The sequence below is a fragment of the Phormidium sp. CCY1219 genome (genome assembly GCF_035615515.1).
Classification (GTDB): Bacteria; Cyanobacteriota; Cyanobacteriia; order Cyanobacteriales; family Laspinemataceae; genus CCY1219.
Genome location: NZ_JAJENT010000530.1, coordinates 1 through 26,029, shown reverse-complemented (window position 1 = coordinate 26,029; position 26,029 = coordinate 1). Strand labels below are relative to the sequence as shown.

The window sequence follows — 26,029 nt, the reverse complement described above, 5'->3', positions numbered from 1 at the left end:
CTTTCAGGTATGATAGCAAAAAAACAGCGGCACTGGGTACCGCCGGGAAAACCTTATAAAATTTTAAGACTAACGCTGATGCTGAAATAACCCTTTGATTTCGCGCCACAACGCCGACTCGCCGGTATTCGCCTGGGGATGAGTCAAAATTCCTTGACTGGGACTAAATAACAGTGCCAGCAGGAAAAAACTGGATGCCACGAGGACGATCGCCGGACCGGAGGGAATGTTTTGATAGTAGCTCAGATACATGCCGCTAATGCTCGAAAGCATCCCTACCCCTGCACCCACAACCATCACTTGATGCAAGCGCGGCACCAACAAATAAGCGGTGGCGGCGGGAGTAATAATTAAGGATAACACCAGCACCACTCCCACGGCTTTCATACTAGCAACCACCGTCATGGCAATCAAAACCATTAAGCCAAAATTGAGCAAATTAACCGGTAAACCTGCCGCTTCCGCACCCAAGGCATCAAAACTGTAAAATAACAGTTCTTTGTACAACAGAATCACCACCAGCAAAATCACTACAGCAATGATGGCAGTTTCGCGCACTTCCCCCGCCGTCACGCCGAGAATGTTGCCGAATAAAAAGTGATTGAGGTCGATTTTATTATCTTTTTGGATGAGGGTAATCAGGGTGATGCCGAGGGCAAAAAATGCGGATAAGACTATGCCCATTGCGGCATCTTCTTTGATAGGCGATCGCCGCCGAATCCAGGCAATAATGCCGGTACTGAGTACCCCGGCGATAAAGGCACCGACAAAGATATTAGCACCCACCATAAACGCGATCGCCAATCCGGGTAGTACCGAGTGGCTAATCGCATCGGCTAATAATGCCAATCGCTGCACCATCAGATAGCTGCCAACCACCGCACAAATTAAACCCACCAGAATGGCGACAATTAGCGATCGCTGCATGAAACTATATTGCAGGGGTTCGAGTAATCCGTCTAGCATAAGCGGGGAAAATAGAGAATCAGGCTACATTAAGCGGCGACATCGGAAAAGAAAGAAACTTGTCCGCCATAGGCGCGGTACATATTGTCTGGGGTGAGGACTTGTTGGCGGATGCCACAGGCAATTAACTCGCGATTGAGCAAAATCAAATCGTCAAAATGGGTAATCGATTCGCCTAAATCGTGATTGACCACCAGGACGATTTTGCCTGTGGCGGCAAGTTCGTGAAAAATATCGAAGATAACCGCTTCAGTTTTTTGGTCGATGCCGACAAAGGGTTCGTCAAAGCAGTAAATATCTGCTTCTTGGGCGAGCGATCGGGCGAGAAACACGCGCTGTTGCTGACCCCCGGAGAGTTCGCCAATTTTGCGATGTTTAAAATGGCTCATGCTCACCCGTTCTAATGCCGTGGCGGCAATCCGGCGACTGACGGCGCTGTAGCGACGGAACCAGCCGATTTTTTTCACTCTTCCCATCATTACCACATCCCACACCGTGGCGGGAAAGGTCCAGTCAATTTGCGATCGCTGGGGCACGTATGCTACCCGATTTCGTTGGTTCATTAGGGGTTGGGCGCGATAAAGCACCGATCCGCGAGTTACGGGGGTTAATCCAAGCATGGCTTTCATTAAGGTGCTTTTGCCCGCGCCATTCGGACCGATGATGCCGGTGAGTCGCCCGGGGCGGATCGTGCAGTTCACATCGGCGATCGCGGTGACTTGGCGGTAGGCGACCCCCAGATGACTGATGCCGATCCCTTGGGAATCTCTGGGGCGAGAAGTTCCCAGGTCGAGTCTTTGAGTGGCGGGGGTTTTGGGAGATAAAGGTTTGATGTTCATTTGAAAAATTTAATGGGGTCTTCTATCCCAGCTTATGACAAAAATGAGCAAAATATGAGATAAATATGAAAGAAATGTGAAAAGAAATGTGAAGCAATGATGAAAGCGATCGCTCACCGGAAGAGTTCCGATGCACAATTGGGGTCTAGCACTGATTCGAGATTCTCCCCTTCTGCTTTTTATTTTCAACCCCCGAAAGCCTTGTGGCATCTAGCAGTGGGGGTATTTCTCGGGTGGTGGTTAACCAGTTGCACGGAACCGCAGGTCAATTCTGGCGCGCAAACAGGCGACGAGGATCCGCAGGTGGTTTCCACCAGCACCATCCTCACCAACTTAACTGAGGCGATCGCCGGCAACGAAATCCAACTGACAGGCATTCTCGAACCCGGTGCGGATCCCCACATTTACGAACCCGTTCCGGAAGACTCGATCGCCTTCGAGGAAGCGGATTTAATTCTCTATAACGGCTACAATCTAGAGCCAGAGCTGATTAAGCTGATGAATGCGGCGGGAGTGGGTGCGGCAAAGTTAGCCGTGGGAGAGCAGGTGCCCTCTCTGGAAATGGAATACGTTGGGGCCACCGAACCGGATCCCCACGTGTGGGGCGATGTGGAAAATGCGATCGTCATGGTTAACGCCATTCGCGATGCCTTAATTGAAATTTCCCCGGAAGATGCGGAAGTGTTTGCCGAAAACGCCGCGCAATACAAGGCGAGATTGCAACAGCTCGATCGCTGGATTGTCGAGCGAATTGCCACCATTCCGCCGCAGAACCGCTTACTGGTGACTACCCACGATGCGTTTGCATATTATTCCCAAGCCTATGGACTCGAAACCCTCGGCACTTTAATTGGCATCAGCACTGAGGAACAACCCAGCGCCCAGACAGTGACGAATTTGGTGGAGAAAATCGTCCAGGCGCAGGTGCCGACTATTTTTGCCGAAACCACTATTAATCCGAAGTTGATTGCTACTGTAGCGGAAGAAGCAAATGTTAAATTAGCCGATCGCGAATTGTATTCGGATTCGATTGGTTCCCCAGGTAGCGAGGGGGATTCCTATATCAAAATGATGGTGTCCAATACCCGCACTTTGGTGGAAAACCTCGGGGGTACCTACCAGCCTTTTGAGCCATAAACACCGATAAGATTGGGGGGAAGCGGTAAGGCGAGAGAGGCGTTCCCCCCTGGGGGGAACGAGTTAACATCCATTTTGAAACATGGGAGAAAACCGAGTTTTTAGCGTTGGATTGGGGATGATTTGAAGTAGCCGGCGGATGCGGCTTTTTTGGCTTTTTGGTTTAACAGCAGTTCCCCTTGTTGGTTCACACTAAAATCGATTCCGGGCATGAATCCTTTGCCAATTAATTGTTTGTAGAGAGAATGGCGCGTTAGGGTTTGGATTTCCCGGGTTACATCTTGAGGAATTGCATTTTCGATCGCCCAGGAAACCGTCTCGGGTTCAAACCACACCAAGCGCTCGATACTGACGAGCATCACACCGATGAAATCGGCGGGACTCATCTGGGTTTTCAGATGTTGGATCGCGTCAGCGGCGATCGCCCGGTTGCGGGTCATTATCGCGCGAACTATTTTGCCGGTTTGTCGTTCTAGCTCTAAATTATTCATTCGCGATGGTTGCTTTGCGTTTATCTCCAGTCAGCGCCCACGGATGGGTGAGCGATCGGACAATCTCCGTATAGGCTAATTCTACCCTGAGATAGATGAAAGTCTACCGGTCTGATGATGTAAAATATTTAGATTTATGGGATAATCAAACGGAAATCATCTACAGTTGCAGCGGTGGGCAAAACGGCCAAAGTGCCTGCATGCAACTGTTTTGCGTTCCGAGACGGCTCGTTCCCGAGGGCGATCGCCCACCCCGAGGGGAAATTCCCAAGGGACGGAATGAGCGATCGTTTGGTGACAGAGTGAATGTCTCTGGCACCAGATGGATCCACCGAAACCCCCTTTCACCATCAGGGTGTTCTGTCTTAGCCGCCGCGTGGGGTTTCCCCCGCGCGATCGCAATTCTCTGCCTCGGAATGCTATTGTGGGTACCTCTTTGCTCTCAAATTGCAAATCCTTTACAAAAATGTGAAAAATACGTAACACCCGCAAGCTACTGAATAATCTACCTTTTGATTGATTTTAAATCGATTCCCGTGAGATAAATTGAGAGGAAATCAGACAGTATCAGGAGGTTGTGCGATGTAAATTTCACTGACAGTCGATTGACTTTTTTGTTAGATGAAGGCAAGAACAATGGAATGCAATGAGCAACCGAATCGCCAAACCCCCCGAGGCGAGATCCGCAAGGGCGATCGCTCGCGGTTGTTGCTAGATGGAACCTTTTTCCCCCATTATTGAAATGGTGGCCGGGTTACTTTATCGGTGAATTCCGGTAGCCGTCCTGATTTTCCAGTAGATAGAAAGGGACAAGGTTGGAGTAAAGCCATGACAGACAAGTTTAACTTTTTACATCCTAGAAGTCGCTACTATGGCGAATTCACCCCAGAAAACATGATGTTTAATGCCAATTTGCAGGAATTTGCCCATCGGGTGAGTTTGATTAGCGGCCTGGAAACGGGGGGAAAGTTAGCGCCGGAAGAGGCGTACCAAGAAATCAAAACGCTTTGGAAAAACCTGAAAAAAACGAAAAAACAATTGGGAATCGGTCAGAACTCGACGCCGGGAGAATAAATACCCCGAGGACGAGAGGGAGGCGGGGTGGGATTGCCGTAGCTGAAAAAACGGATCCCAGTTGACCCAGCAAAATCGATTGCAGTTCGCCTCCTGCGATCGTGACCGAACCTGACAATTTCGAGATAACTTATCAAATCACAGTTTTATGATGACCATTGCATCTTTGGCTTCCGTTTCAGCTCTACCGGCGCGGCGAACCTTTAGCCGCAAAGACTTGATTCCCCTATGGAAAGACGTGCTGTGGAAAATCGAACGTGGCATTGTCCGCAGCATGACTTGGAGTGAAGAAGGTAGCGCGATCGCCACCGGCTATTGGGGACCGGGGGATGTGGTGGGACAACCCGTGTCTTGCATCAAAGGCTATCAACTCGAATGCTTAAGCGATGTGGAAGTCAGCATGATTTCCGCCCAACAGTGGCCCCAATCCTTAGACGCCATCCGCACCCACGCCCAGCAAACCGAACAACTCTTGAGCATCATTCATTCCAAACAAGTGGATCGCCGCTTACTGCAATTTTTATTTTGGTTAGGGGGCAAATTTGGCCGTCCTGTGGAAGGGGGGCAGTTAGTTGAGGTGCCCCTGACGCATCAGGAAATCGGCGAAGCGATCGCCATCTCGCGCGTCACCGTCACCCGCCTCCTGCAGCGATTCGAACGGGAGGGGGTTCTGCATCGCCCTCGCCGCAGCGCCTTTATATTGTACGATCGCTTCACCCTGCAGCCCCCGGCGTAGGGATTTAAAAGCACTCAGAAAAGCGAGGATACAGGCGAACCCGGCGTTCGCCTTTTTTTTGCCCGTCTCCATCCAGCACACCTGCAGCACCCCCTCAAAAAAATTGATAGAGCGCTCTAGAAAAATCGCCTCGGTATGATAAGATATGTTCTTAATGTCGGTTCTGATGGGGGTCAGCCATCAGACAACAGGGGGAAAGTCCGGTGCAAAGTCCGGCGCTGTCCCGCAGCTGTAATGAGAGGGATGGGTCTGAACGTCAAACAGCGCGCTTCCCATTCGGTCTCTGAGTCAGAATACCCGCCGACAGGATGGTAAACTTTTGAATTCATCTGCGAGGTACGGATGAGAATGGAATCGCGACAGCAAAAATGGGTAACGGCGATCGCGGCACTGGCTCGTGATGGTGCCTCGTTTGACATGCATCGGATTTTTCTGACCCCAGGGCAGTTTTTTTTTGTGGTAAAAAAGCGCGTTTTTGGGGCTTAAATATAACTGATTCGGACAGCATTCGTTCCCTGTGGGGGCAGTAGGGCAGAAAAAATATCTGTCGCCACGGGTGAGATTTGGCGATGCCTATCGGGAAAGCCCTCACAAAACTCCCGCGTTTCAAACTCCCCCCACAACCATCCGTCGAGGCGATCGCTCGATTGTTTGAACTCAAACTCACAATGGATCCGCCGTTCGTGGGTCGGGGAAATCCGGGCAACCCAAACCCGGATTACGAACCTGCACTTTCTCTCTCTTTGAGCCAGTAAGCAACAACATGAAGCAAAAGTTAGCGTCTGTTTTTAACCCCCGGGGTTTCGCGCAATTCCTCCTATTCGGCGTGGGATTTGGCGTCACGGTTTTGTATCCAAAACCCGCCCAAGCCATGCATATTATGGAAGGATTTTTACCCGTAGGCTGGGCAATTTTTTGGTGGGTCGTGTTTCTGCCATTTTTCGTTTTAGGGTTGCGATCGCTCAACCGCATAGTACGAGAAAATCCGGAAATGAAACTGCTCCTCGCCCTCGCCGGTGCATTTACCTTTGTCCTTTCCGCCTTAAAAATTCCTTCGGTGACGGGAAGCTCTTCCCACCCCACCGGTACCGGATTGGGAGCCATGTTATTTGGTCCGCTAACAATGGCAGTTCTCGGCACGTTAGTCTTGTTGTTTCAAGCCCTACTATTGGCGCATGGGGGCTTAACCACCCTAGGAGCAAATGCCTTTTCAATGGCAGTAGTCGGACCGTTTGTCGCCTATGGCGTTTATCGCGCGATCGCCACCAGCACCGGTAAAAATCAGGTGGCCATTTTTCTCGGTGCAGCACTGGCTAATTTGACTACTTATTTGGTCACTTCCATTCAACTGGCCCTGGCATTTCCCGCTCCCGTGGGAGGCATTTTTGCCTCATTTCTCAAATTTGCCGGCATCTTTGCCCTGACGCAAATTCCCCTGGCAATTAGTGAAGGATTGCTCACCGTAATGGTGTGGAATTGGTTAGAATCTTATAACCGAGAAGACCTGGAAGTTTTGAAACCCATCAAACGAGGAGGATAAGCCGTGAATGCTTCAAAAACCAGATGGAATAATTGGCTATTGCTCGCTGGCGTTATCCTGCTTGCCACCATTCCATTGATTGTAATTCGCGATTCGGAATTCGGCGGAGCAGATGGACAAGCAGAAGAAGCGATCGGCGAAGTTAAGCCCGAGTACGAGCCTTGGTTTGGCCCGATTGTCGAACCGCCCGGAGGCGAAACGGAAAGTCTGTTATTTGCCTTGCAAGCGGCAATTGGCGCGGGAACCATCGGCTATGCGATCGGAGTATTTAAAGGGCGATCGCAACATCGGTTAAAATAAAAGTTCTCGTGATGACACTCACCGACTCTGGGGCAGTAAACTCGGCAGAATGCATCTGGAAATCGATACCCTCGCTTATAGAAATCGTCTGTCTAGTTTGCCACCAGAACAGAAGTTAATTTTCGCAGTAGTGTTGTTGGCAATTGCAGCGATCGCCCATCCTCCCACTCAAATTGCGATCGCGATTTGGATGGCACTGTGGATATTGGCCTATGCGAGAATTCCCCCGCGAGTGTATTGGAAACTGATGGCAGTCATGTCGGTATTTCTGTTAATGAGCTTGCCCGCTTTGGCGGTGCAAATTGTGTCCTCGGCGCAGATAAAAATCATCGCCAGCGATGCCTGGAAGGGAGCCAACTTCGGGCAATGGTACGTTTATATCAGTCGCAGCGGTATCGGACAAGCCGCTTTAATTGCCATCCGCAGTTTGGCGAGCATCAGTTGCTTGTTATTTCTGCTGTTAACCGTGCCGTTTGTTCAATTGTTGCAGACCTTCCGCCGCCTGGGAATGCCCGCCCTGCTGGGGGAATTGTTGTTATTAATGTACCGTTTTGTGTTTATTCTGCTGCAAACTGCTTATCAGTTAAAAACCGCACAGGAAGCCCGGGGGGGATACCGCAGTTGGACGCGATCGATGCACAGCATTAGTTTGCTCGTCAGTCAATTGCTGGCCCGCAGTTTGCAGCGCTATCAACAGTTTTCTTTGGGCGTCGCCGCCCGAGGATTTGAAGGCGAATTTCGGGTTGAATCCCTCCGGCAATCGTGCTATTCTAAACGATATGCTTTAGAAGCGGCGATCGGCTGTATTGTATTAGGGGGATTGGAGGTCTGGATGCGTGTCAGTTAATATCGCATATTCGGTATCCACCGCGCGTCAGATTAAGGCAAAATGATGAACCATCCGCTGCTAAAATTTGAGGAGGTTTACTACCGCTATCCCGGGGGAGAAACCCCTGCCATAAACGGACTCAGCCTGTCGGTACCGGCGGAAAAAAAAAGTGCGTTGGTGGGACAAAATGGTTGTGGTAAATCCACCTTGTTATTGCTAGCGGATGGGTTGCACAAACTGGAAAAGGGAACGATTGCATGGCGCGGGGAAGCGTTGACCTACGATCGCCACCGATTAAAGCGCTGGCGAGAGCGAATCGGACTGGCGTTTCAAGATCCAGAACAACAATTAGTTGCCGGTACGGTGGCGGAGGATATTTCCTATGGATTATGTAACCTAAAATTAGCGCCAGCAGAAATCCACAAAAGGCAAGAACGAGCGATCGCGGATTTTGGCTTGCAAAGCTTAGGCGATCGCCCCTTGCATCACCTGAGTTTAGGACAAAAACGCCGCGTCGCCCTCGCCGGCGTCATGGCCCTGCAACCGGAACTATTATTACTCGACGAACCCACGGCGTATTTAGATAAAATGCAGACGCGACATCTGATTGCCCAACTCGATCGCATTCATGCAGCCGGCACCACCATTGTGATGGCCACCCATGACTTAAATTTAGCCTATGAATGGGCCGATTGGATATTTATCTTGCATCGGGGTCAATTGGTGATGGAAGGAGAAGCAACCGATATCTTCGATCGCCGCGATATTCTGGAACAATTGCAACTCGGTTTCCCGATTTTATGGGAAGTTTGGCAAGCGTTACCCCCGCAGATGCGGTTGCGCTATGGTACTCCCCCGAAAACCGTTCGAGAATGGCAAGAAAGAATGTCCCAACTGGAGGAATGGAGATAAAATTACCGACTCCCCGGAGAAAGGCGATGAATCGCCTCTTTACAACCCAACCCCAGTGAGTCAACCCAATAAGCTATAAATTTTCTTACACTTGTTAACCCGTTGATTTTTATTAGGAAAAGTCGAGCCATGAATCAAACCCATACTGTGTTTGTTTGTACCACCTGCGCCAGCACGTGGAAAAACGGGCAGCGAGTCGGCACCAGCGGCGGCGAACAACTGCTCGCACAGCTCACTACCCTGCACGAAAAGTGGGAATTGCGCGATCGCGTTTCCCTGCAACCGGTCGCCTGCATGAGCGGTTGCACTCACGCCTGTACCGTGGCCTTTTCTGCCCCCGGGAAATATACTTACCTGTTCGGCGACTTACCCGCCACGGAAGAGTGTACCCCCACAGCAGTGTTAGCCTGTGCCGCACAGTATGTCGCCAAACCCGACGGACAACTTCCCTGGTCCGAGCGACCCGAAGCTTTGAAAAAAGGGGTGTTGGCCAAAATTCCGCCCCTCTCGTCGGTGACGGTTGCCTCGCCAACTGCCGAATCGGTTTAAGTGAGGTATTCTCGCTACAGGCTAGCCTTTCCCAGGTGGGTTCGATTAGTGAGAGAAACGCCCCCGATTCGTTTCGTGGTGAAAGCGATGGGTGAATTTTACTGTATCGACGCCGATTTATTGCGTTTTTACTTGATGTTACCCAGAATTTTCAACGAGAGGCCATCAGACAGATAGGGGATGGTGGGCATTGCCCACCCGACAAATCAGGTTTATTGTTATCCTCAGGAGGAATATCGATGCACAAATTACCCGTTACGGTCATTACTGGATTTCTCGGCGCTGGCAAAACTACCGCCATTCGTCACTTACTGCAAAACACTCAAGGGCGGCGCATTGCGGTCCTCGTCAACGAATTTGGCGAAGTGGGCATTGATGGAGAGTTTCTCAAATCTTGCCAAGTGTGCGAAGAAGAGTCAAGCGCAACCGGCGAGGGGAACATTGTGGAGTTGACCAATGGCTGCCTGTGTTGTACCGTGCAAGAAGAATTTTTGCCCACCATGCAGGAATTGCTAAAGCGCAAAGACCAACTGGATGCGATTTTGATCGAAACCTCGGGGTTAGCGTTACCCAAACCCTTGGTGCAAGCCTTCCGGTGGCCGGGAATTCGCACCGGTGCCACGGTGGATGGCGTCGTGACGGTGGTGGATTGTGAGGCGATCGCCGCCGGAACCCTGGTGGGGGATATCGAGGCGATCGAGCAAGCGCGCCAAGCGGATCCGAACCTGGAACATGAAACCCCGATCGAGGAACTGTTTGAAGATCAGCTCGCTTGTGCGGACTTGGTACTGCTGACCAAAGTAGATTTAGTCAGCGCCGAAACCCAAACCAAAGTTATCCACTGGTTGCGAAGTCAACTGCCCCCCAGCGTCAAAATCGTGCCCTGCGAAAGTCGCGATGTGAGTGCGGATTTGCTGCTTGGCTTCAATGCTGCAGTGGAAGATAATTTAGAAACTCGTCCCAGCCATCACGACACCGAGGAAGAGCACGAACATGACGATGACATCACCTCGGTGAATGTGAGTCTCGATCGCAGCTTTGACCCGAAATCCCTGGTGGCGCAGTTACGAGAACTGGTGCAACAGCAGGAAATTTATCGGATTAAAGGGTTTGTTTCCGTGCCGAATAAACCCATGCGCCTGGTGGTACAAGGGGTAGGCAACCGCTTTGAATATTTCTACGATCGCCCCTGGCAAGCCGAATCAGCCCGTCATACGCAACTGGTGTTTATCGGTCGCGCTTTAGATGGGACGCAGATCGAGTCTCGCTTGTCCGCCGAACCATCGCTGAGTGCTGTATAACCCATATCTTGCACCAGTTGCAACACCCAACGGGGGATAAATCCCCCCATCTCACAACATTGCATTCGGTTGAAACCGACTGAAATGCTTTTACTGCAAGTCGTAGGGTGGGCAACTCGTTGCCCACCCCCCCTGCAACAGAAGAGACGCGCCTCGGCGCGTCTCTTTAGGGATTTGGAAAATGGGCATTGTCGAGGGTGGATTTGCAATTAGATAATAATTGAGAGAACTCCCCTTGGATGTCATGTTGTGTTGTGCAGGGAGTTAACCATCGCCCACCCACATGTTATCGGTTTGGAGTTCCCAGTTGCACTCATATTGGCTTCCTCAAGTATTCTTAGGCGAGGGAATTGAATTTTCCGAACGTGCTTTCCGAGAGTTCTACGGCTTTATCATAGGCTTGCGTGTAGCAATCCCCCGCTTCGTGGAAGCGATTTAACTTCGACCAGGCAATTCCTTCCATTTCCAAAATATGAGGCGAACCCATGCCATTGGGGCACAAGGCTAAGGCTTGCTTGTAGGCAAAAATCGATTCTTCATATTGTTCGAGGGTGAATAGCAATGCCCCTAAACCATTCCAACCTTGGTAACGCGAAATCGGATTGGCACTGACTTCAATAGCTTTGCGATAAGAGGCGATCGCTTCTTCGTACAGTTGCAATCGCTTCAGCGCCTCACCCCGCTGTTGCCAGACATAAGACGCATTGGGTTTGAGGATCAATGCGCGTTCGTAAGCGGCGATCGCCGGAATATAGGCTTTCTGCAACCGCAAGCGATCGCCTTCTTGCTTCCACTCTTCATAAGTCCCCGTCGGTTTTTCCTCCCTCGGCTCGCTATATTCGATTTTATCCGATTTATCCGACTCCGTGGCAGTGGCAATTCCCGAGACTAGATTCGATTGCGGCGATGTCACAGACAAGCGATCGCTCGCTTCTATCTCAGGCGCGATCGGGGCGCAAGGCTGTTCGTTGAGGCTTAAAGCCCAACAAACTACCGCGATTAATGCTACTGCAGCTATGACTGGTTCCATAGGACATTTTCTCTCAACCTGCTTGCTTCTTACCTTATCCCAACTTTTCTATCCCTCCGGGTTTTCTTAGGGAAAATTTTATAGTTCCGAGTTTTTTGTAATTTTAGTTAACTTTCCTTAACAGAGTTGCCGAATTGGCGATGGAAATCACCTGCTTTTTTATAAATTATTGCGGCAAAAATTCACTGTATTTTGTAATATAGCTTACATTTTTAGCCCCTAGATCTGCTAGCTTTTTTTCCGGCGATCGCCGAAACCTTGCACCCTCGAACTCCCTTTTTATAACCTTCAAACCCTCTTCTTCCGGTGGATCGGCCAGTTGCCGAGCACTCATTGCGGCGCAAACAACCCACAACCACGCCGTAAAATCCCCCAACCCTGAAGCAACGCCGGAATGGATGTAAAATTTTGTAACAATTAAAGGGCGATCGCGACTCCCGAGAAAGGCTTTTTTCGAGCCAATTTTGCCCCTGTCATCCCCCAGCTCAAAAGCGGGCAAAGCCTCTCGCTTAAAGGAACCAAGCCCCTCGCAATCCCCGGATATTTCTCGAGGCAGCAAAGATAAGCCAATTGTAAAGTGATGTTGCAAATCCGTTAAAAATCTTTAGACATCGATGCAAATTGCGTCAAAATAGTACCTTAGTATCTGACAATTAGCATTTGAGAGGCAATGATTTATGAAAAATCTGCAAAAATACCGGCTTAGCTGCACCCTAACCTTTGGGGATATCTACGGACAAATCATCATTTGGTTAATCGTGATTTTCCTCAGTTTGGCCTCCGCATTAGCATTATGGAGTACCGAGCGCCAAATCTACGCCCTCGCCACCGTAGGACTGATTCTCGTCTTATCCTTGCCATTTCTGGTGTTTGCCTTTGTCACCACCTTGCTCAATCACATCGAACTCAACCCGGTAGACAGCGCCACCCAACCCGCCGGATCCGAATCTAGAAATGTTCCCAGCAGTAATCCCGCCCAAGCACCAAGCTAAATCCGAAAAGCACCCGGGAAGGAAAAAACGCAGCGCGATCGCCGCCGACTCCGAGCAAACCACAACCCCCGGCGGACATCTCAATGGATTGTGCCGCCAGAAGCGGCGATCGCCAAACCCAAGTAAAAACTCCTCGCCCTTGGGTGGGGAATTTTTTTTGAGCGCACAAACCGGCGATCGCATCTTGACCGGCACTGGAATAGAGGGTGAAAAATGTTGTACCCTCGAAACGAATCCCTTTCCCCGGATTGAATTTCAATTCAATTAAACGTGGGTTAAATAAAAGAAATAGAACCGACACAGAAATGCTAGAACACGACGTTATTATCGTAGGTGGTGGACTTGCCGGGTGTCGCGCCGCCGTAGAAATCGGGCGTATCGATCCCAGCTTAGATGTAGCCGTAGTGGCCAAAACCCACCCGATTCGGTCCCATTCCGTAGCGGCGCAAGGCGGGATCGCAGCCACCCTAAAAAATGTAGATTCGCAGGATAGCTGGGAAGCGCACGCTTTCGATACCGTCAAAGGATCCGACTACCTCGCCGACCAAGATGCGGTAGAAATTCTCACCAAAGAAGCGCCCGATGTAGTCATCGACCTAGAACACATGGGCGTGATGTTTTCCCGGTTGGCCGATGGACGCATTGCCCAGAGAGCCTTTGGCGGACACAGCCACAACCGCACCTGCTACGCCGCCGATAAAACCGGGCATGCCATGTTGCACGAATTGGTGAATAACCTGGGGCGGTATGGGGTGCGGATTTATGACGAATGGTACGTCATGCGCCTGATTTTAGAAGACGGAGTGGCCAAAGGGTTGGTGATGTACCGTCTGGTGGATGGTCATATCGAAGTAGTGCGCGCCAAAGTGGTGATGTTTGCCACCGGGGGGTACGGACGAGTGTTTAATACCACCTCCAATGATTTTGCCTCCACCGGCGACGGGTTAGCCATGTCAGCGTTAGCGGGAGTGCCCTTGCAGGATATGGAATTCGTGCAATTTCATCCCACCGGGTTGTATCCAGTCGGGGTGTTAATTTCCGAAGCAGTGCGCGGGGAAGGGGCGTATTTGATTAATAGTGACGGCGATCGCTTCATGGCGAATTATGCCCCCAGTCGCATGGAACTCGCCCCGCGCGACATTACCTCCCGCGCCATCACCCGGGAAATTCGCGCCGGTCGCGGGGTACATCCCGACGGGGGGAGTGGAGGCCCTTGCGTATTTCTCGACCTGCGCCACATGGGACGGGAAAAAATTATGGACCGGATTCCGTTTTGTTGGGAAGAAGCGCACCGTCTGCTGGGGATCGATGCGGTACATGAACCCATGCCGGTGCGTCCCACCGCCCATTACTCGATGGGGGGGATTCCCGTCAATACCGAAGGACAGGTGCGTAGCGGTCCGGATGGATTGGTGGAAGGGTTTTTCTCGGCGGGGGAAACCGCTTGCGTGTCCGTGCATGGGGCAAACCGCCTGGGGAGCAATTCCTTGCTGGAGTGCGTGGTGTATGGAAAACTCACCGGGGCGGCGATCGCCCGCTACGTGCAAAACCGCAAACTGCCCTCGGTTAACGAGCAACGCTATCTGAAAGACGCCCACCAAGAAATTCAATCCCTGCTCGATCGCAACGGTTCCTCTCGCATCGGCGAAGTCCGCCAAGCGTTTCAAGACTGCATGAGCGAATATTGTGGCGTATTTCGCAGCGAATCTCTGATGCAGACGGGGTTAGAGAAGTTGCAAGAGATTCAGCAGCGCTACGAACAAATTTATTTAGATGACAAAGGGAAGTTGTGGAATACGGAAATTGTGGAAGCGTTAGAACTTCGCAGTTTGACCATTGTCGGTGAGTTGATTTTGACCAGCGCTCTGAATCGCCAGGAAAGTCGCGGTGCCCACTGTCGGGAAGATTATGGCGATCGCGATGATGCCAATTTCCTGAAGCACTCTCTTGCGTATTATTCTCCGGCGGGGGTGGATATTCGCTATCGCCCAGTGACCATCACCCAGTTCGAGCCAAAAGAACGCAAGTATTAAGCGCTGAAACGTTTAAATTGCACATTTATTTGGCGTGGGTTATCGGAAAATTCGGGCATTGCCATTCGGGTCAGCAATGCCCAATTCCCCCAGTCGTCTTTAGACGACTTCAGCTATGAGGCGGGGACTTTCAGTCCCCGTCTCCTTCGGTAAGCAAGGGTGCAAATTATTTTGTTGCACATTGATTGGGGGGGAGGCGGAGCCTTGGGAGGGACGTTCCCCCCTGGGGGGAACGAGTTAAACGAGTTAACGAGTTAAAACGTGCCAATTATTTTGCATGATTGAAACTTGCAAATTAAATGTGTCAAAAGGCGGGAAACCCGATCGCAAAATGCCATTAAAAATGGGTGGGTCACTGCCCACCCAGGCTCAATTGAGCCGTGAAGCGATCGCGCTTTGGCGGATAAATTACTCTGCAGCCTCAGTTTCCGGTTCTGGGGAAGCGGCTTCTTCCGACTCGGGGGAGGGGCTAGCTGGGGGTTCAGCCGAAAGCTGTTCGGCTTGTTGGTTAATTTGGTCGCGATACTCTGGCGGGGCCAATTGTGCGGCGGTATCGAACAGGGGTTTTGCTTCTTCAGATTTGCCTTGACGTTGCAGGACGATCGCCTTAGCAAATATCGGGCGAAAATCCTCGGGATCGGCTTTAATGGCTTCATCATAAACCGCCAGGGCTTCTTCAAAGCGTTGGCGATCGGCGTACACCTGCCCTAAAATCACCTGCACCGACACCACATCCACACTTCCGGGTTGCAGTTGATTGGCTTGTCCCGCCTTTTGCAGGGTATCTTCGAGCAAACCGATCGCCGCTGAGGGTCGATCTTGTTGTAGCAGTAAATTCACATACCCTTGCAACCCATTGATATTGCCCGGTTGCGATTTAATAATCGAGCGATAAACTTGCGCCGCGCCCTCAAAATCTTGAATTTGTTGCTTTCCTTGGGCCAGCAGCACCGCATAATCGGTACGTTCCGGCTTCAGTTCCACTAATTTTTCCAGCGCCGCCACTGCCCCGGGGAGATCTTGCAGTTGCAGCTTGGTTTCCAACAATCCCCGCAACGCCGTCTCATTTTCCGGTTCCCGTTCCAGCACCAGTTCGTAACCCCGAGCTCGCGCCTCGAGATCCCCCTGCTGCGGATTAGTTGTCTGCTGGGTGGTTTCAGCCGCAGGGGTCTGACTATTGGCTTGAGTGGTCTCGAGCACTCCATTGACCACGGGATAGAGTCCTATCCCCAAAAAGGCGACTAGCCCAACCGCCATCACCAGCTTCACCATCCAACGCCCGCGCTTTTCCGACACAATATCCCCTTGAACTCTAATTGCCATTTTAGTCCATCCTAACGCTCGATGACAGTTTTGTGAGCGTTTCTCCCCCAGCAAATGTCAGGGGATCCGATGTGGGCGGTGAGTCGTTTAGGGGCCAAAATTTGCCTCGGTTGTCACAGAACCCCGAGGGAATTTTTACCTGGGGATTGTAGAGAGGTCAGCGGCCCCATTGCCCCGCCGCATCTACTTTCTCCCCTAACCGAAAAGAATCCCCCAGGAATTCACGAGCGGATCCCCCCAACCCCCCGATGAATTGGGGGGCTGAGTTGTTTCCCCCGTGAGATAAACATTTATTCCTCTCGCCTCCCCCTCTTTTTAAGGGGCACGGGAGGGGGATCCAAGGGGGAGCGACGGGGGGCATCCTAACGGTTTCGTTGTTAAATAAAAATGGTATTAGCTCTCTCAAAGCAGCAAGCCTCTGTCATCCGCGATCGCCTTATCCTCTTGTCAATCCATATCCCCTGGCCCATTCTGGGGGAAAATGCAAAAAAATCAATTGCCAGTGCAATTAAATTCTTGACTAGGAATTTAGCGGCATCGAGAAATGGCAACCCAATAGAATGTAGCGATGGGATTCCCTCGACTAGAGTGAAGGGCACTCGCAAACACTCTCGATGTAACAGAGTGTTTCGCGCGTTGCTCACCGAGACGCTCTGAAACCGAGTAGATTCCACGGGTGCAAGTGTTTTCCCGGGCTAGAGGTCCACCGAGAAACAATGCGGATTTTTCCCTAGCCTCGTTGCATTCTAGGTAAAATAAGCAGACATCAGCGCGATCGACCCCCCCTTGAGGGGTTGAATTTGTTATTTGATGGATTGTCGATTGCCATATCATCAGCGATTTTGCAAGAACCTGCCAACCAGCAGGTTTAGAATTTTATCGCGTTTTCTGATTTAGCCCTATCCGGATGTGTCTCCGCCGCAAGGAGGTTTTATGAATTCCTCTCCCAATCAGTTTTCCCAATCACCCAACACGCCCGATCCCACTCAGTCTCAGCCGCCTGAGCCAGTCCAGTCCTCCGAGTCAGAGTCGCCACCGACTCCAGCAGCAGCAGAACCCACCAGTGGGAATCATGCTGCCACTAACGCCGAGGGTACCACCGAGACAGACACCGCCCCCCAGGCGGAGGTCCAAGACATGCGACAACAGCCGATTCCGCCTCCGTCTGAACCCAGACAGTACCGGGCGATCGGCTTAGTAGAAGGTCGCTATCAGCCCTCGGACGAACAATTCACGCGCGGAAACCTGGTGACGCAAGATGGAACCCTCATCGATGCCGTATTGTTGGGTAAAGTGATGAGTTTGGTGAAAAACCACCTCAACTTAGAAGAAGATCACCTGTGGGTGGTTTATCCGAGAACCAGGCAAAAAGAGCAAAATTTACACGCTCAAATCATGGGGGTTTGGGAGCCAGAAAAACTCTCAACCGCTGTGGAGAAATTTGCCCGTCGCGATCGCTCATCGGAGTCAGCCACCAGCACCCCGGACTCAGCTACCCCACCTTCCCCGGACACCTCTGAGGAAAGTGTCATAGCTGAAGCCATGAGTCCCAATATGCCCGAGGGCTATTTTTCCGTTCGAGGTGAGGTGGTCTATCAATCCCAAGACCAGGAATATATCGTTGTCAAAATCAAACAGAGTCGCAAGGATTCTGCCAAAGCGAAGTTTTTCAAGTTGCAACTTCAAGGAACCTTACCGGGAAAAGCCGTGGGTCACTTTTGGGATTTGCACGTGGAACGCCAAGGAGATATTCTCAAAATTAGCCAAGGCAATGATATGGGAATGATTCCCTCGAAGCGGAAGAAATTTTCCTCGCGCAAACCACAAGGCAAAAGGTATTCCAACCGTCCCAAACGCTCTGGAAAACCACCGTCTTACTCGTCATCTTCGCGCAGCGGTTCCGCTTCGGGTCCGGTGAAGCCCAGTAAGCCAAAACCGAAAGAGGAGGGATAAAGAATACTCGCGCCCGGAGGAAGGGTCAAGCAGAAATGGGGAGATGATTAAATTGCCCCGGTTTCTCTTTTCATTTCCTCCGCAAAGCGTTTCGGTTTCCACATCGAGCCGAGTAATGATTTTCCTATTCCAAATTCATTTGAGACCCCCACATATTTTGGGGTAAAAAAGCGCGATCCATTGGAATTGGGCCAACCGATTCGGTGAGGGTAAATTCCCCCGCTTCGATCCACTGCTTCAATTCCAATGCCACTTGACGGGATAAGAAAATACTCGCCAGGGGCGCGGCGCGCACGGATTTGCCCTCGATGGTGATTCGCCCGGTTTTCAGTTGGGCGTAGCTCACCAACCCAAAGGTGGGGCGCACTCGGCGAGGAATCGCGAAATCCACCACGGGGGCTACAATGTCTTCATCTTGCACGGCACATCGCAAGACTACTTCTTCTTGCAAAACCGGCAGGGGAACCCCGACGCCGAGCATTAATGACGGACCGTAGTTTTTGAAGTAGCACCCGCGCACCCAGCGCGGGTTCATTTGTTTGGCATCCCCGATTAAGGCTAAGGTTGCCGCCGGACCAATGGGGGTTTTATTCGGTAAGCGCTTTTGTTTGGGAAAATGCTGGGTGCCTTCCCAGATGATATAACCGGTGCCTCCGCCGAGAAAAATCCGCGTCCCCATGCCGATCGCCTTCAATTCGGGGTCGTTGAGCAATGGGGAGAGTGCGCCGGTATTGCAGTAAACCGCATTGCCGAGATTCGGTTGCAACGGTCCGAGATAGGTAAACAGGGGGCGATCGCCGCCATTCACCCCCACGATAGAATTTTGATATAAACTTCGGGGATTGAACAAGTAAAACTGATTGATTGTGTCCCGGGTAATCGTGGTTTCAAAAGACCCCCGGGGATAGCAATGAGTCATCTGCCCGATCGCTCGCAAATGAATCGGTTTGCCGGCAATCAAATCTTCAATCACATGACCCCCACCCCGTTCTTTGGCATCTTCTCCCTCTTGCGCTTCGCAAATTTCGGTTGCTCCGAGATACAAATCTACGCTGCCAAAACCGGCATAGGCACAGACTCCATCTAACCAACACCGACGTATTTTAATCGGCGGATCCGTGTGACCCAGATTAATCATCGCCCCAGATGATTCCATCGGTTCAAAGGTGCCGGTGGTAATCACATCCACTTCCTTCACCACTTCCGTTACGCCCCGTTCGGCAACTTGGGCTTTAACTTCTTCTACCGTTAGCACCACCGCTTCTTTGCGGCTGATTTTGTCGTTAATTTCGCCAATCGTTCGCATATTCGCTATTACATCTCGAGAGAAACTCTTTCAGGTTTGGCCAATCGCACTGCAGGCTTTGATACCGGGTAAACCTGTGGCGATTCGCCGGGAAAAACCTGCAATATTTTAAACCATCATTGCTCGGATGATTGCCGATTCTAGTTCGGTTTTAAGAGCTGCTTTGTTCGCCAATTCTATTATCTGGATTTGGCGAGCGATCGCTCTTTGACTGCTGATGTTTATCCTCGCGATCGCTGTTATCTCGCTCCCCTATATTCTCCGGCATCGATTCTTCTTCTGCTGGGGGTAAAGCGGCGGTTGGTTCTTCCGCTTCTGACTCGCCTTCTATCAGTTCTGGAGGATTGACTTCCTCCCCTTGGTAGTGATGATGGATGCGCCATGCATCCAACACATCTTTTATCAATACTTCTTGCAGCCAAACTTGAACTACCACGGTCAGCGGCAAGGCTAAAAATAACCCTAAAAACCCAAAAAATGAGGCAAAAAACACTTGCGCGAGTAACGTCACCGCAGGCAACAGTGCAACTTGTTCCGCCATCACGTAAGGGGTGAGGAAGTTACTTTCCCCTTGCTGAATGACCACGTACAAAATCAACACGGCTAGGGATTTCCAGGGGGCATCTAAGAGGGCGATCGCCATCGGGGGAATCACACTCAATGCTGGCCCAATATTCGGAATAAATGTCAGCAATCCCGCCAATACTCCATTCGCCAGCGCTAAGGGCACGCCCAAAATGGATAAGCCAATCCAGCTAAATACGGCAATCACCATCATGTTAAACAAAATCCCAATTAACCACCCCCCTAATGCCACATCGCATTTATCTAAAATTCCATCCACTCGTCGCCGATAAAATGAGGGAAACATCCGCACAAATGCTTTGCGATACGCTTGCGGATTCGTCACCATCATCAGGGACAAAACTAACACCAATAAAAAGCTCAGCAGCACGCCCAAGGTTCCGCCCACTACCGCACCAGCGCCGCCCACCAGTTGATTGACTAACGGCTGGAGTTGTTGGAAAATACTGTTCAGGTCGGGCAGATATTGCTTCAACTGCGGCGGCACTACGATTCTGACGCGATCGAGCCACTCGTTTAATTCCTGAAATCCTAAGTTCAGCAGTTGAATGAGTTGCTGAAACTGTGCGGCAAATGGCGGCACGATCAGCCAGAAAAATCCCACCAAAATAATCAGTAAAATCGCGATGGACATCGCCACTGCCCACCCGCGCTCGATTCGCAAATTTTGCAACCGCCGCGCCAGTCGATTCAGCGCCGTTGCCAATACCACCGCCGCAAAAACGAGCAGGACAATTTCGCGAATCTGCCACAGAATATATAACGAAATGATGATGGTTAGTAAGCCGAGCCACTGACCTAATGTCACGATATGAATTCCCTCCTCTCCTGCCCGTTTAAGCTCCCCGATCGCCCGGTGGCTTTTTCTCTCCCTTTCACGCTCATTTCTCCCCCCCTTGCCCCCGATCCGTCTGTGCCCTATCCTGGCTTTTCATCCTGCGTCTTCTCCCTGAATGACTTACCTACCCTATCTTTTTACCGGGCAGTTGCCCACTTGGCCCTCAATTCACCAAGGCAGCGATCGCGAGTCTCTCTTCAGACAGTAACGCATGACAAATCACCAACCATCAACTCGTTATTTTACTCGGATTGGTTTGGGGTGTGGCGCTGAAAATACAGCCGCCGGGCAAACACCGCCAGCAAAACGAGGGTGGGGAGAACAACGCAGATGCCAGCGATCGCCGAAGTCGGGGGAATGGACAAATACGGTCCGAGGTACTTGATCGCCGCCGAAAGTACCCCTGAGGCGATCGCCACTTTGAGAACAAATCCAATATTACTCTCCATAGTCATTCCGGGTTTGGGTTCGATGCTCGATTGTTGACTCATTATCGCGACAGAATCAGCAGATTTTCAAGCACGCCCACCCGAAGCGATCGAACCGTCAATTACATCCAACAAATTTGACTCAATCTATTGACAATTTAAAAAACTTATGCTAAAGCAGTCTACAAAGGGCATCGGTTGGGGGATTCCGGGATGAGCGATCCATTCTCAAAACCACAAAAAAAGCACATCCATGCAAACAAGGCTTCGGTAACCTCCCTCGCCTCTGTGTTGCCATCAATTCGCTCGGCTCAAATCTCCCATCAATTTTCATTGCATAACGCTATTTTACTCACAGGAGTTAAAAACGGGTTAAGAAACGGATCGCCACCAGATTGCTGATGTACAATCGGCTAAAAAACTAGCAAACCGTAGCGGGTTGAGGGCTTATGAAAAAAGCAATTTATTGGTTATTCGGCGAAAAAGCCGGCAGAACCATTGTGGGCACTTGGAACTGGTTGTGGGGCATCCCGGTAGAATCCGGGGGCAAAGTTGCCGTAGCAGTGGCGGAAGAATCCTTGCGATCGATGCAAGAATCCGTCGAAAAACTGGCACAAGCCGTCGCCACTCAAGTTGCCGCCTATCAGCGAGCCAAGCAAAAATACGAAGCCAAAGTTAAAGAAATGCAAACCTTCGAGCGCCAAGCGCTGACGGCCCAAAAAAATGGCAATCGAGCAGCCGCGCGCTTGGCGATGTCGAAAGTGATTCAAATCGAGCAACTGCTGCCACAGCTCGAAACGCAAGTAAAACAAGCCGAAGAATATGTAAACGCTTCTCAAGATAAACTCAATCGCGAGCGAGCCAAACTCGAAGCCTACAAAACCGATATGCAAAACATGAAAGATATGTCGGAAATCAATGAAGCCCTCGCGGCGATGGCGAAAGTCAATAGCGACCTGAATATCGATTCGGCGCGATCGCAATTTGAATCGGCGAAAGGCGCAGTAGAGCGGCGCAATCTCGAACAACAGGCGTTGGCAGAACTCTCGGAAAACGAAAACGAAAAACTGCAAGCCGACTTAGAAAAAATGAGCTTAGACGACGAAGTAGCGCGCCGCTTGCAACGGTTAGAAGGGTCTACAAACGAACCATAAGGCACAGAATCATCATGGCAAAAAAAAGCGGACCTCCTCCAATTGTATATATTCTCATCATTCTGATTCTCGCGGCACTGGGATACTGGTTTTTTACCCGCAACCAAGGCTCAGAATCGATAAATCCGATGGGAACTTCTGAGACGCAACAGACGCCCCCCGCCGCACCCCCCGCCGCACCCACGGCGAGTTCCGGAGAGAATTTTTCCATGCCCACCTCCGTGCCGGCAGGGACTACAGCGAACATTGATGGGTCTACCAGTATGGTAACCATCAATCAAAACCTCAAACAAGGCTTTGAGGGACAATTTCCCGGCACCACTGTGGCAACCACAGCCAATGGCACGGACAATGGAATTCAAGCGGTGCTGTCGGGAAATGCAGATATCGCAGCGATTTCGCGCCCGCTGACGCCGGAAGAACAAGGGCAAGGGTTGGCGGCGGTGGCGATCGCCTCGGATCGAATTGCCGTGGTGGTGGGGGCAGACAATCCCTATCGCCAGGGGTTAACCCGGGAGCAAGTGCGGCAAATTTTCCAAGGAGAAATCACCAACTGGTCTGCAGTGGGCGGACCGGATAGGGAAATCCGAGTCATCAATCGTCCGGCGGTGAGCGGAACCCATCAGGCATTTCAGGAAATGGTACTCGATGGGGGCAATTTTGGCACCACGCCAAACATTACCACGATGCCCCGGGACGAAACCACCGGGTTACTGCGCGAATTGGGGGATAATGGTATCGGCTATGCCACCTACGCTCAGGTGGCCAACCAGCAAACGGTGCGGGTGGTGCCGATTGGGGGGATGACCCCGGAAGCGGCTAACTATCCCTTGCAACGCATTCTCTATTATGCGTACAAAACCCCGCCGAATCAAGCAGTGCAATACTTCTTGGGATATGCCACTTCCCCGGAAGGACAGCAAGCTATGTTGTCGGGGAATTAACTGTTTTAGGCTTAAGCCTTGACTAGGATACAATAGCTGCAATTGTCACAGAGAGTTTGATGGCTAAAAGCGGTGGCATTCCTAGCATTGTTTACGTTTTACTGATTCTCGCCTTGGAAGGTGGGGGCTACTGGTTTTTTTTCCGGGAATCCCCACCCCAACGGCGGGATGTGGTAACGCCAGGGGATTTGCCCAGCGCCCCCCTGCCCCAGGCACCTCCGCCCTCGGGGTCTGGGATTGACCCGCCCAATGCTTTGCCGGCGGGTACCACGGTGCGGATCGAAGGGTCTACCACGATGGTGACGATTAATCAGCGGTTCAAAGATGGGTTTGAAAGTCAGTTTCCCGGTACTACCGTCACCGCTCGAGCCACAGGTTCGAGTGAGGGCATCGCGGCACTGCTCAGAGGCGAAGCGGATATTGCGGCATCCTCTCGACCCCTGAGTGAGACCGAAAAAAGTCAGGGGTTGATGGCAATGCCTGTGGCAACGGATGCGATCGCGGTGGTGGTGGGTCGCAACAATCCCTACCGTCGCAGCTTGACTCCGGAACAAGTGCGGCAGATCTTTCAGGGGAAAATCACCGATTGGTCTGCAGTTGGCGGAAGTGCCGGTGAAATCCGGGTCATCAATCGCCCCCCGGTGAGCGGTACCCATCAGGTGTTTCGAGAATTGGTGCTCGATGGGGCTGAATTTGGCACCACCCCCAATATCGCTCAGATGGACCGGGATGCTACCACCCCCCTGCTGCAAGCTTTGGGCACCGATGGAATCGGCTATGCTACTTACGCTCAGGTTGCCAACCAGCAAACGGTGCGGGTGGTGCCGATCGCCGGCTTGACCCCAGAAGCAGCAAACTATCCCTATCAGCGTCAGTTATTTTACGTTTACTCCTATCCCCCCACTGCGGCAGTGAAAGCTTTTTTAGGATATATAAATTCTGCAACAGGGCAAGCAATTATCGAGGATAAGTCATTTAAAATAGAGAATAAATAACTAAGAATAGATAAAAAGTTAAATAGCAAACGTCTTTTTTGCGCTAATAAAATAGCGAAATAACGTAGGGAAAAAGCATGGCTCTGTCCTTATACCATTTGCCCGGGTCTCCCCTTTCCAGGCTCCTGTCTGACTGTGAGGATGCACGATAATTTGCTGGCCGAGGGACGAGATTTGGTATAATTGATTACGGATGGAATGGGGGGGACGGTGTATGCGATCGCCCCCGGTGGCCAATTTCCAAGGGCGATCGCAAGTCCCACTGGGAAATTTTTGGCTCCCACAAAAAAGCCGCCCGAATGCAACAGCTACAAAGCATCAGCATTCAAGGCGGCGATGACACCAGGGAGAAATGTTAGTTTACACCAAACCACGCATTAGCGACTGATGTAGTGAACCCAAAACTGGCCATCGGGCAGACAAGTGCGGCGAATCAGATTGTAACTGTAGTGCAGATATTTGCCCCGGTTTTGATTCCCGGGTTGGTTGCGCCAATATCCGGAGGAGAACCATTCGCCATAAGGGTCGTGGACGATAAAGCCCTTTTCATCAAACCCGACCAGCACAATAATGTGACCGAAGCTGGTAAAATAGCCGTGAATCACACAAGGGTTCCCGCCGCGCAGGTGGTCCTGACAGCGCTCGATGGTGCCCCAATAGGTGAAGTCATCGGTGCGGTGGTAGTCACGCACCACCTGGGCTAAATCTTCCGGATGGTGACGGCTATACCCTTTATCCAGACACCATTGATATAACTCGTCCTCTAACTGGCGAAAGCGGTTATCGTATCGCGGGACACCCAGATACTCCAAGCACATGGCCAACGAGGTGACGTTGCAAGACCCACTGGGATTATACCAGTTATCCATTTGCGACTTATACGGCACGTTTAAGCGCACGGAACTGGCAAGCTGTTGCGGTCGAGACATCGGTTGGTTGTCGGAGAGCAGTTCCACATGCTCCTCGAAGGCATACCAAATGTATTGGTTTTGGATGGCGTCTTGCAAGGTAATGCGATAGTGACGGCGATGACCCCCTTCGTAATTCGCCAGGGCAAAACCTTGACCCCCGTCTACTTTAAATTGTTCGTGGGGACTTAAGGTGGAAGATTGCAGGGGACGGGTTTTAAAAATGGTTTCCCGGCGGGTTCGCAGGGCGATCGCAGGTGAGGGCAAATTATCCGGGGTGTAAGTCAGCAGCGCCGCCACAGTTTTCGGACCCAATGCTTCTGACTCTCCTTTAATCCCCGCCAAAATTTGAAACCGTTGCAAAGATGCGGTGGTTAGCGGACCGAATTTGCCATCTACCGGGGGGTCGAGTAATTTTAACTCGATCAATCGCTCTTGCACGTCCCGGGTGAGAATTTCATTCTGTGCCACTTGCGAGAGCGGTAAAATCTTATCTTGTGCTTGAAGAACCGCGAGCGTGTTTTCTTTGACGACAGACATAATGTTAAGAGTGGGGCAAACAATAGGGCAAATAGAACGCTACAATCGAGGTTTAGCGTCTAAAATTTATTGCGAGCAAAATTGCGATCGCTCCGGAAAATTCCTTCGAGTTCCCCCGGTGGGGAAATACAAACCCAAATTCTCCATTCCTTCCCCAGAGTTAACCGCCCCCGCCTCCCCCTTCTCTCCTCGGTGGGGATTTCCTTGCTATCTTGGAAAAGATTATCCTGCTAGAACATCCGATCGCGAACTTGTCAGCACCCCGCTCTAAAGAGACGGGGCTTCTAGCCCCTGACTTTAGGTAGCTGACCAGCCTAAGCCCTACG

Annotated in this window: 28 protein-coding genes and 1 riboswitch; of the genes, 18 read left to right on the top strand and 10 right to left on the bottom strand. The window is 51.2% G+C overall.

Annotated features, from left to right (window positions below; genetic code table 11):
- Positions 1-69 precede the first annotated feature (69 nt).
- Positions 70-966, bottom strand: a complete 897-nt coding sequence (locus tag LKK83_RS14290) for a metal ABC transporter permease (RefSeq protein WP_324631851.1) — start codon at positions 964-966, stop codon at positions 70-72.
- 29 nt (positions 967-995) lie between these two features.
- Positions 996-1,805 carry a metal ABC transporter ATP-binding protein gene (locus LKK83_RS14285; RefSeq protein ID WP_324631850.1) on the bottom strand — a complete coding sequence of 270 codons (810 nt, stop codon included), beginning with the start codon at positions 1,803-1,805 and terminating at the stop codon, positions 996-998.
- Positions 1,806-1,901: 96 nt separating this feature from the next.
- Between LKK83_RS14285 and LKK83_RS14280 the strand changes: the two genes are divergently transcribed.
- Positions 1,902-2,942 carry a metal ABC transporter solute-binding protein, Zn/Mn family gene (locus LKK83_RS14280; protein ID WP_324631849.1) on the top strand — a complete coding sequence of 347 codons (1,041 nt, stop codon included), beginning with the start codon at positions 1,902-1,904 and terminating at the stop codon, positions 2,940-2,942.
- A 101-nt stretch (positions 2,943-3,043) separates the two neighbouring features.
- On the opposite strand, the gene LKK83_RS14275 is transcribed toward LKK83_RS14280, so the two are convergent.
- Together LKK83_RS14275 and LKK83_RS14270 are read right to left on the bottom strand one after the other, a co-directional pair.
- On the bottom strand, positions 3,044-3,433 hold the full coding sequence (locus LKK83_RS14275) for a hypothetical protein (protein WP_324631848.1): 390 nt from the start codon (positions 3,431-3,433) through the stop codon (positions 3,044-3,046).
- Positions 3,434-3,567: 134 nt separating this feature from the next.
- Entirely contained in the window at positions 3,568-3,765 is a 198-nt protein-coding gene (locus LKK83_RS14270) for a hypothetical protein (protein ID WP_324631847.1), read from the bottom strand.
- A 496-nt stretch (positions 3,766-4,261) separates the two neighbouring features.
- Between LKK83_RS14270 and LKK83_RS14265 the strand changes: the two genes are divergently transcribed.
- The 10 genes from LKK83_RS14265 (at position 4,262) to cobW (ending at position 10,674) form a co-directional block, all read left to right on the top strand.
- Complete coding sequence (locus LKK83_RS14265; protein WP_324631846.1) at positions 4,262-4,507, top strand: DUF7219 family protein; 246 nt, start codon at positions 4,262-4,264, stop codon at positions 4,505-4,507.
- A 148-nt stretch (positions 4,508-4,655) separates the two neighbouring features.
- The gene (locus tag LKK83_RS14260; RefSeq protein ID WP_324631845.1) at positions 4,656-5,243 is read left to right on the top strand and encodes a Crp/Fnr family transcriptional regulator; all 588 of its coding nucleotides are present in this window, start codon (positions 4,656-4,658) and stop codon (positions 5,241-5,243) included.
- A 141-nt stretch (positions 5,244-5,384) separates the two neighbouring features.
- A riboswitch (cobalamin riboswitch) is annotated at positions 5,385-5,562 on the top strand.
- Between the two features lie 23 nt (positions 5,563-5,585).
- Entirely contained in the window at positions 5,586-5,729 is a 144-nt protein-coding gene (locus tag LKK83_RS14255) for a hypothetical protein (RefSeq protein ID WP_324631844.1), read from the top strand.
- An 83-nt stretch (positions 5,730-5,812) separates the two neighbouring features.
- Complete coding sequence (locus tag LKK83_RS14250; protein ID WP_324631843.1) at positions 5,813-5,998, top strand: hypothetical protein; 186 nt, start codon at positions 5,813-5,815, stop codon at positions 5,996-5,998.
- Positions 5,999-6,006: 8 nt separating this feature from the next.
- Positions 6,007-6,783 (top strand): energy-coupling factor ABC transporter permease, encoded by a 777-nt coding sequence (locus LKK83_RS14245; RefSeq protein ID WP_442957315.1) that lies wholly within the window; start codon positions 6,007-6,009, stop codon positions 6,781-6,783.
- Positions 6,784-6,786: 3 nt separating this feature from the next.
- The gene (locus LKK83_RS14240; RefSeq protein ID WP_324631842.1) at positions 6,787-7,083 is read left to right on the top strand and encodes an energy-coupling factor ABC transporter substrate-binding protein; all 297 of its coding nucleotides are present in this window, start codon (positions 6,787-6,789) and stop codon (positions 7,081-7,083) included.
- 49 nt (positions 7,084-7,132) lie between these two features.
- Complete coding sequence (cbiQ, locus tag LKK83_RS14235) at positions 7,133-7,930, top strand: cobalt ECF transporter T component CbiQ (protein WP_324631841.1); 798 nt, start codon at positions 7,133-7,135, stop codon at positions 7,928-7,930.
- Positions 7,931-7,972: 42 nt separating this feature from the next.
- Positions 7,973-8,824: an energy-coupling factor ABC transporter ATP-binding protein gene (locus LKK83_RS14230; protein WP_324631840.1), complete on the top strand. Its 852-nt coding sequence runs from the start codon at positions 7,973-7,975 to the stop codon at positions 8,822-8,824.
- A 129-nt stretch (positions 8,825-8,953) separates the two neighbouring features.
- A complete protein-coding gene (locus LKK83_RS14225) occupies positions 8,954-9,373 on the top strand; it encodes a DUF1636 domain-containing protein (protein ID WP_324631839.1) in 420 nt (139 codons plus the stop codon).
- A gap of 239 nt (positions 9,374-9,612) precedes the next feature.
- Positions 9,613-10,674 carry a cobalamin biosynthesis protein CobW gene (cobW, locus tag LKK83_RS14220; protein ID WP_324631838.1) on the top strand — a complete coding sequence of 354 codons (1,062 nt, stop codon included), beginning with the start codon at positions 9,613-9,615 and terminating at the stop codon, positions 10,672-10,674.
- A 337-nt stretch (positions 10,675-11,011) separates the two neighbouring features.
- On the opposite strand, the gene LKK83_RS14215 is transcribed toward cobW, so the two are convergent.
- Positions 11,012-11,704, bottom strand: coding sequence for a tetratricopeptide repeat protein (locus tag LKK83_RS14215; protein ID WP_324631837.1), 693 nt, complete (start codon positions 11,702-11,704; stop codon positions 11,012-11,014).
- Positions 11,705-12,381: 677 nt separating this feature from the next.
- Between LKK83_RS14215 and LKK83_RS14210 the strand changes: the two genes are divergently transcribed.
- The 3 genes from LKK83_RS14210 to LKK83_RS14200 are packed head-to-tail and all read left to right on the top strand — an operon-like array spanning position 12,382 to position 14,729.
- On the top strand, positions 12,382-12,696 hold the full coding sequence (locus LKK83_RS14210; RefSeq protein ID WP_324631836.1) for a hypothetical protein: 315 nt from the start codon (positions 12,382-12,384) through the stop codon (positions 12,694-12,696).
- The gene (locus tag LKK83_RS14205) at positions 12,659-12,964 is read left to right on the top strand and encodes a hypothetical protein (protein WP_324631834.1); all 306 of its coding nucleotides are present in this window, start codon (positions 12,659-12,661) and stop codon (positions 12,962-12,964) included. Before LKK83_RS14210 ends, LKK83_RS14205 begins: the two co-directional genes overlap by 38 nt.
- A gap of 37 nt (positions 12,965-13,001) precedes the next feature.
- Positions 13,002-14,729 carry a succinate dehydrogenase/fumarate reductase flavoprotein subunit gene (locus tag LKK83_RS14200; protein WP_324631833.1) on the top strand — a complete coding sequence of 576 codons (1,728 nt, stop codon included), beginning with the start codon at positions 13,002-13,004 and terminating at the stop codon, positions 14,727-14,729.
- Positions 14,730-15,137: 408 nt separating this feature from the next.
- Here the strand turns inward: LKK83_RS14200 and LKK83_RS14195 are convergent, their stop codons facing one another.
- Positions 15,138-16,052, bottom strand: a complete 915-nt coding sequence (locus tag LKK83_RS14195; RefSeq protein WP_324631832.1) for a tetratricopeptide repeat protein — start codon at positions 16,050-16,052, stop codon at positions 15,138-15,140.
- 933 nt (positions 16,053-16,985) lie between these two features.
- On the opposite strand from LKK83_RS14195, the gene LKK83_RS14190 reads away from it, so the two are divergent.
- The gene (locus tag LKK83_RS14190; protein WP_324631831.1) at positions 16,986-18,005 is read left to right on the top strand and encodes a hypothetical protein; all 1,020 of its coding nucleotides are present in this window, start codon (positions 16,986-16,988) and stop codon (positions 18,003-18,005) included.
- Between the two features lie 124 nt (positions 18,006-18,129).
- Here the strand turns inward: LKK83_RS14190 and LKK83_RS14185 are convergent, their stop codons facing one another.
- From LKK83_RS14185 to LKK83_RS14175, 3 genes are all read right to left on the bottom strand, one after another.
- Positions 18,130-19,311 carry a homocysteine biosynthesis protein gene (locus LKK83_RS14185; RefSeq protein ID WP_324631830.1) on the bottom strand — a complete coding sequence of 394 codons (1,182 nt, stop codon included), beginning with the start codon at positions 19,309-19,311 and terminating at the stop codon, positions 18,130-18,132.
- 151 nt (positions 19,312-19,462) lie between these two features.
- Complete coding sequence (locus LKK83_RS14180; protein WP_324631829.1) at positions 19,463-20,704, bottom strand: AI-2E family transporter; 1,242 nt, start codon at positions 20,702-20,704, stop codon at positions 19,463-19,465.
- A gap of 272 nt (positions 20,705-20,976) precedes the next feature.
- Positions 20,977-21,225, bottom strand: a complete 249-nt coding sequence (locus LKK83_RS14175; RefSeq protein ID WP_324631828.1) for a hypothetical protein — start codon at positions 21,223-21,225, stop codon at positions 20,977-20,979.
- 386 nt (positions 21,226-21,611) lie between these two features.
- Between LKK83_RS14175 and LKK83_RS14170 the strand changes: the two genes are divergently transcribed.
- From LKK83_RS14170 to LKK83_RS14160, 3 genes are read left to right on the top strand one after another with little or no spacing between them, the layout of a single operon-like run.
- Positions 21,612-22,316 carry a PspA/IM30 family protein gene (locus LKK83_RS14170; RefSeq protein WP_324631827.1) on the top strand — a complete coding sequence of 235 codons (705 nt, stop codon included), beginning with the start codon at positions 21,612-21,614 and terminating at the stop codon, positions 22,314-22,316.
- Positions 22,317-22,330: 14 nt separating this feature from the next.
- Entirely contained in the window at positions 22,331-23,260 is a 930-nt protein-coding gene (locus LKK83_RS14165; RefSeq protein ID WP_324631826.1) for a phosphate ABC transporter substrate-binding protein, read from the top strand.
- Between the two features lie 59 nt (positions 23,261-23,319).
- On the top strand, positions 23,320-24,255 hold the full coding sequence (locus tag LKK83_RS14160; protein ID WP_324631825.1) for a phosphate ABC transporter substrate-binding protein: 936 nt from the start codon (positions 23,320-23,322) through the stop codon (positions 24,253-24,255).
- Between the two features lie 377 nt (positions 24,256-24,632).
- On the opposite strand, the gene LKK83_RS14155 is transcribed toward LKK83_RS14160, so the two are convergent.
- Positions 24,633-25,703, bottom strand: a complete 1,071-nt coding sequence (locus LKK83_RS14155) for a C39 family peptidase (RefSeq protein WP_324631824.1) — start codon at positions 25,701-25,703, stop codon at positions 24,633-24,635.
- Positions 25,704-26,029: the final 326 nt, after the last annotated feature.